Genomic DNA, 6,482 nt, shown 5'->3' with positions numbered 1-6,482 from the left:
TCATGCGCTCCACGTTGGCGTCCAGGTTTCGGCTGACAGCCGTCAGTACCGTATCAATGCCGTTGTTTACATTTTCACCAACGACGTCTCCCAAGTTATCAACGACATAGGTATCATTACCGCCGTTGCCATACATACGATCGGCACCTTCGCGGCCATTGAGGGTGTTTGCTCCTGAATTCCCGACAAGAATATTGTTCAACTCGTTGCCTGCGGCAAATGCGTCTTTCTCGCCAACCAGCACGAGATTTTCCACGTTCTCCTCAAGAATGTGACTTACACCGATCACGACGCGATCTGTACCGCCATTTGCCGCCTCTGTTACGACATCGTCAAATCCATTGAGAAAATAGCTATCATTTCCATCTCGACCAATGAACGTGTCAGCCCCAAGACCGCTGTAGAAAACGTTCGCATGGTTGCTACCGACCATATAGTCGTCGTAATCGGTACCATATGCTCCCTCTATTCCAGAAAAAGAATCTCCATCCGCATCGCCGCCCACGGCCGCTTGGTTGCTCAAATTTACTACAACACGCGCAAGGGAACCGGCATAGCTGATAACGTCAAAACCACTGCCACCGTTGATCTGGTCGCCGCCGGCACCGCCGTTTAAGATATCATTTCCAGACCCGCCGTTGAGTATGTCCGCTTCAGCGCCGCCTAGGAGAGTATCGTTACCGGCGCCTCCGCTCAAGTCATCGCCGCCCGCTTCACCCAGTAACCGGTCATTTCCGCCATTCCCTTTTATGATGTCAGAGCCCGCACCGCCCAAAATAACGTCATCGCCTTCTCCCGATGGCGAATTATTCAGAGAAAGGCTGACACCAGCAGTGGTTCCGGCTGCATCAGAGGCAACAAGGCGAACCTGAATTGTGTCGTTCAAAGCCGTGGACAGGCCTGTTAACATAGTCTCATATTGAAGACCAAGCGGCGTTAAAGTCAGATCCGTCGGCTGAAGAATTTTCTGAACTTGGCCATTCACAAGCACTTCGATACGATCAATCTCGCTGGTATCGACGGAAGCTCCTGTCAAACCTGCTGTCAAACTCGAAGGGGTCAGAACCCGCTCCGCAGAATTATTGGCCAAACCGTCATCGACTAGATCCAAGTCAGATAACACGGCTGAAGAGCCCAAACCGATTGATCGTATTTCCGCATTTAGGCCAGAACTGTTCAACAATGTGGCGACTTCATCGGTAAAATCACCGCTCCCGTTGTTCCCCCCATCGGAAATAAAGAATACCCGGTTTTCACCCGCTCCCATTGCGGATAACGCCGCGACTGCGTTCTGCAGACCGATTTCAAAATTGGTGCCACCAAGGGTTTGCAGCGAACGCAAAGCATTCGATACGCCCCCGATTGCAGTGCTGTTGTAGACTATAGAAGAGTTGCTCTCAAACGGCACGATTGCAACGTCGGAACTTCCTAGGTTAGCAGCCAAAAGCGAAGCATTCACAGCTTCATAAGCCGCAATCGTCCCATCAAGAAGAGTGTTTGAAGCGCCGTCGCCGTTAAGGTCAGGAACGGTTTCCCCACCCGAAAAACCACCGCCCATGGAACTCGAAACGTCAATCACGTAAACTACGTTGAACTGTGAACTGCTGAGCTGCGCGCGGCTAATGAAGCCACTGATTTCGATTTCGCTCGCATCCGAGGCATCCGGAAGAGACAAAGAAACAGCAAGTTGCTGGCCTGTACTTGGAATGGTGACACTTGAGAAGGCCTCTTGAGATGCGCTTCCGTCGCCCAAAAGAACGTCATCACCGTCTCCACCCTGAACAACATCTGACCCGGCTCCACCGTCGACGATGTCCGATCCCTCCATTCCAATGAGTACGTCGTCGCCTTCGTAGCCATTAATTACATCATCAAGCTCCGAGCCGATGATCACATCTTCCAGGCTTGTGCCATTTTTGTCTTCCGCGCTCACGCCAACTTCGAAAACGGTCAAGGCGTCATCATACTGGCTGCTTGCGATGAGATAAGTCCGGGAGCCTATGGTCGCGACAGAAACATCAGCCGCACCGTCCAACTCGGAAGCATTACTATTAAAAATGGTGTCCTTTTCAACGAGCGAACCGTTTGCAGCTACCTGGAAGTAGCTGACGGAATCATCGTCCCTGCCAACCGCAGCGAGGAAGGTGGCGCTGCCGATCGTGAACACTTCTAACCCAAGAATCCCGTTCAGTCCGAGCGAAGACGTGTCAGCAAGGTTGAACACGTTCGACAGCTGTCCGTTTGAGGCAATCTCGAACACGCTGATTCCGTCGTCATAGAAACCGCCGACAAAAAGGAAGTTCTTGAAGCCGACAGTCGCTGTTTCGACAGAGTAAGCCCCGTTTAGCTCAAAGTCGCCCTGATCAACGACGCTATCAATAAAAGTTAGGCTTCCGCCGGGATTCACCCGAAAAGTTGTAACCGCGTCATCGTCGCGGCCAGCAATAAATGCGTAAGTCGAAGTTCCAATTGTGGCCGTTGCAATACCGGCAGCGCCATTTAGCCCATATCCAAGAGCAGTGGCATCGTCGTAGTTCGAGGTGTTCGAAAGAGACCCGTCAGCCAGAATTCTAAAGACACTTATGCCATCATCAGAAATGCCCGATGCGATCAGATACTGAACTCCGGCCACGATTGTGAGCGCCATCTGACCTTCGGTACCATAGAGTTCGAGCGAGTTGTCATCGAAGACTGATTGCACGAACGTAAGCGTTCCATCTGCGCCAACCCGGAAAACGGATATGCCGCCGTCACTTGTTGAGTTGATGTAAAGGTAGTTAGTGGTTCCAATTTTGGTGCTTACAATCTTTGATGCGCCAGACAGCGCCAATGTGCTGTCATCAGCCACATTCTGGAGAGGACTTAAAGTCCCATCTCTGCCGAGTTCAAAACTTTGGATTCCATATTCGCTATTCGCAGCTGCGTAGACAAATGTTCGACCGCCAATAGAGATTGAGTGAACGCCGAATACCCCGTTAAGTCTTAGGGACCCGCTATCTGTTATATTAAAACGCTCAACGAGATCATCGTGAATTGGAACCATAGCAAACCTCAAATATATGAAATTTTAGCAAAAAAATTAATTTTCCTTAACACTTTTTAATCCGTCCGGCAACAATCTGTGTGGCGACATTGCACTCGCAGCTACCTCAGACTGAAACTGTTTCTTACACATCGGAAACTGAGGAGGTCTCGGTCTCTGTGAAAGGTGTTCAACGTGGATCAACTGATAAAAGTGAAAGATAGTGATGTAAATACGCAAACGGGTTTCGTCCGAGTTCGAGGCCAAGGTTTCGAGGCGATCCACGGTTACGATTGTCACCGCCGGTCGGTTTTTCTTATTGAAAAAAGTGCTCACAAGCCGAAATGCTTAAATTAAGAATTTATCGCTGTCTCGCTTATGACTGCCCCATACCGTCTTCCGACATTTTGCTCTTAATGGTTTTATCCAAAAACTTCCGAGGTTTTTCCTTGGAGACAAACTATGGCCTCTCAGGCAGAAAGGCATCAATATGAGCGTTGCAAAAAAGTACGGACACGTCCACGGTGAAGCTTTCATGCTAATGAAATACGCCTGCGTCTGCGGTCATCGTGAGACAATTTGGAACTCTCGCGATGGCGTCACACCGTTCGGCATGGTGTGCCCGAGCTGCGGCAAGCCTAACCTTCGCCATGTCAATTGGCAGCATGATGTTTACGCGCCAGAACACAAGCTTCAGATAGGGCAGCGTTTTTGGCGGGATGGGACGCCGGATGAAGCCGAAGCGATCATGCGTCGACGCATTGAGCAGGAGCAAAATACGTGCTCGCTCAAACCAAAAATCGCCGAGGAGCTAATCCAGTCCATACGCGACGGAGCAACGGACTATAAGTTTCGTAACGGCTGGCCGATAATTGACCAAAACAATGGATGAGGCGCATAAGTTAAGAGAAGAAAGACATACGACACGGTGTCGGTCGTCAGGTAAATTGAGACATCAAGCGGCCTGACTAAAGGAGGGTCTGGCACATCTGGGTTTCAGTTAAGCAGCGGATTTGGCGTGCTGCAAGCGCCGTTGTTTCATGGTCCTCCTCTTGATCTTTTCGTGTTCGAGCAGGATGGTCTGGCCGCGCCCGGTATAGACGTCGACCGGGGTGAGATTGTCCAGGCTCTCGTGGTAGCGCCGATGGTTGTAGTATCCGATAAAGGCGTCGATCTGCGCTTCCAGGTCTTCTGGCAGAAAGCAGTTTTCCAAGAGGATCCGGTTCTTCAGTGTCTGATGCCAGCGCTCGATCTTGCCTTGGGTCTGCGGATGATAGGGGGCACCGCGCGTGTGCGTGATGCCCTTTCCGGCAAGATATTCTGCCAGATCTCCAGAGATGTAAGACGGTCCGTTATCTGAGAGGAGTCTCGGGCGATGGACGACGTTGACTTCATCAAGCCCGGAGGCCTCCAGTGCCAGATCGAGTGTGTCCTGAACATCGCTCGCGGCCATGCCGGAACAGAGCTTCCAGGCGATGATGTATCGGGAGAAGTCGTCCAGCACGGTGGACAGATAGAACCATCCCCAGCCGATCACCTTCAGATACGTAAAATTGGTCTGCCAGAGCTGGTTGGGCGCCGTGGTTTTCTCCCGGAACTCATCGGCGGGCTTCATCACGATAAATGCCGGGCTGGTGATGAGGTCGCAGGTCCTCAGAAGCCTGTAAACACTGGCTTCCGAGACGAAGTAACGACGTTCGTCAGTGAACTTGATGGCCAGCTCTCTGGGGGACAATTCAGGCTCGTCGAGCGCCATTTCGAGCACCTGCTCGCGTACGGAATTCGGGATACGGTTCCACACGCGGCCTGAACCGCCGCGCCGGTCTTCCAGTGCCGCTTCGCCGAACCTGCGATACAGATCGTACCAGCGATAGAAGGTTGGTCGCGACACGCCGATTTGTTCCAGCGTCCTTTTCACCGGCTGGTGCGATTGCTCGACCAGTCGGATGATCTCAAGCTTTTCAGATGCGGGGTATCTCATTCGATATCCTCCCCATCCCCGATCACGCTTTTTTTCAGAATGCGGTTTTCCAGCGTCAGGTCGGCGACGACTTCCTTCAGGTCGCGCATTTCAAGCTTCAAGCCCGTCACCTCGCCGGATGTCGCCTGGCGCTCGGTGTCACCCGACAGTCGCTTCTTGCCAGCTTCGAGAAACTCCTTCGACCAGGTGTAGTAGAGCCCCTGTGCGATCCCCTCACGCCGGCACAGTTCAGCGATCGAATACTCCCTACGCAAGCCTTCCAGCACGATACGGATCTTCTCCTCGGCTGAGAATTTGCGCCGGGTCTTCCGGCGAATGTCTTTTACATGCTTTTCGGCCGACTCCTGCGGCACGGATTTCTGTCTCATCTTCGCTTCCTTGGCGGGCTACGATGTGCCAGAAATCCTCCTTAGGCAATTTCGCCTATATGTCTCATGGTTGCTGACGGGGAACAGTTCCTTAGATCTAGCTTCACGGCCAAATCATCGCACACCGCGCCAGTGCGGGGCCGTCCACAGCATCAGGTCAGACCTTGTCCAATCCAGCCGAAGAATCCACACCCTCTGTAGATCGCGACGTTTGGTTCGGTTATTGATAATTCTACCAAAAATTACTAATATGTTAATTAGGTGTTGGGCATTTTTATTAGATTGGAAATATTCATGTTACCTACAATCAACATTTCTTCTGTTGAAGCGCTCGAAGGGGGATACGTGATTTTCACGGTCACGTTGTCCGAAGTGGCGCAGGGACCAGTGACCGTCCAATTCCGTACGGTTCAGGACGGCTCGGCGTTGGAGGGTGTCGATTACGACCGGGCCAGCGGCACTTTGACGATTCCTCAGGGACAGACGGTCGCACAGATTTTCATACGTGCGGTCAGTGATTCTGCAAATGACGCGGATGAAAATTTCACTCTGGAATTGTCTGATCCGGTCAATGCTGTGCTGGCCGGGGGAGAACCGACGCTGACGGCGACCGGTGTTGTGCTTGATGATGACGGCGGCCCGGACCGCGCATTGTTTGTTTCGGACCCGACGATTGTCGAGGGCACAGGCGGTTCCAAGCAAGCTGTATTCGAGGTGCGTTTGTCGGAAGCTTTCAGCTCGGCGACGACGCTCAACTTTGTCACGGCTGACGGCACCGCAGTTGCCGGGCAGGATTATGTGGCGCGAACCGGAACGATCAACTTCCAGCCTGGACAGACGATTGCCTCTGTCGCCGTCGACCTGATCGAAGACGGTATTGTTGAGACCAACGAGACTTTCTCGTTGGTGGTTACACCTGTGGCATCCATAGCGAATGGTGTCGAGGACAGCGCTGGTATCGCGACCATTCTTGACGATGATCCGGATCAGGCGGGACTTCCTGTGATTTCGATATCTTCTGCTGAAGCGCTCGAAAGGGAATACGTGATTTTCACAGTCACGTTGTCCGAAGTGGCGCAGGGACCAGTGACCGTCCAATTCCGTACGGTTC

General features: G+C 52.3%; 4 protein-coding genes. 2 read left to right on the top strand and 2 right to left on the bottom strand.

The window, feature by feature from the left end:
- On the bottom strand, positions 1 to 3,043 hold a 3,043-nt coding region (locus V1T76_RS28930; protein WP_330564129.1), incomplete at its 3' end, for a VWA domain-containing protein.
- A gap of 469 nt (positions 3,044 to 3,512) precedes the next feature.
- Between V1T76_RS28930 and V1T76_RS28925 the strand changes: the two genes are divergently transcribed.
- Positions 3,513 to 3,914, top strand: a complete 402-nt coding sequence (locus tag V1T76_RS28925) for a hypothetical protein (RefSeq protein ID WP_330564128.1) — start codon at positions 3,513 to 3,515, stop codon at positions 3,912 to 3,914.
- Positions 3,915 to 4,022: 108 nt separating this feature from the next.
- Here V1T76_RS28925 and V1T76_RS28920 read toward each other — a convergent pair.
- A protein-coding gene (locus V1T76_RS28920) for an IS3 family transposase (protein WP_330564127.1) occupies positions 4,023 to 5,371 on the bottom strand; the annotation gives its coding sequence in 2 pieces (ribosomal slippage) (positions 4,023 to 5,038 and positions 5,038 to 5,371; 1,350 coding nt in all).
- 294 nt (positions 5,372 to 5,665) lie between these two features.
- Here V1T76_RS28920 and V1T76_RS28915 point away from each other — a divergent pair.
- A partial coding sequence (locus V1T76_RS28915) for a Calx-beta domain-containing protein (protein ID WP_330564126.1) occupies positions 5,666 to 6,482 on the top strand: 817 nt, incomplete at its 3' end.

Origin of the sequence: Roseibium sp. FZY0029 (assembly GCF_036350355.1) — a bacterium.
In the GTDB taxonomy this organism is placed as follows: Bacteria; Pseudomonadota; Alphaproteobacteria; order Rhizobiales; family Stappiaceae; genus Roseibium.
Note: the sequence above shows the minus strand (reverse complement) of the source record. Positions and strands in the feature narration are given on the sequence as shown.

Bases quoted from the DNA above. Each gene is read 5' to 3' on its own strand.
- V1T76_RS28925 (WP_330564128.1), top strand. From the start codon at position 3,513: ATGAGCGTTGCAAAAAAGTACGGACACGTCCACGGTGAAGCTTTCATG.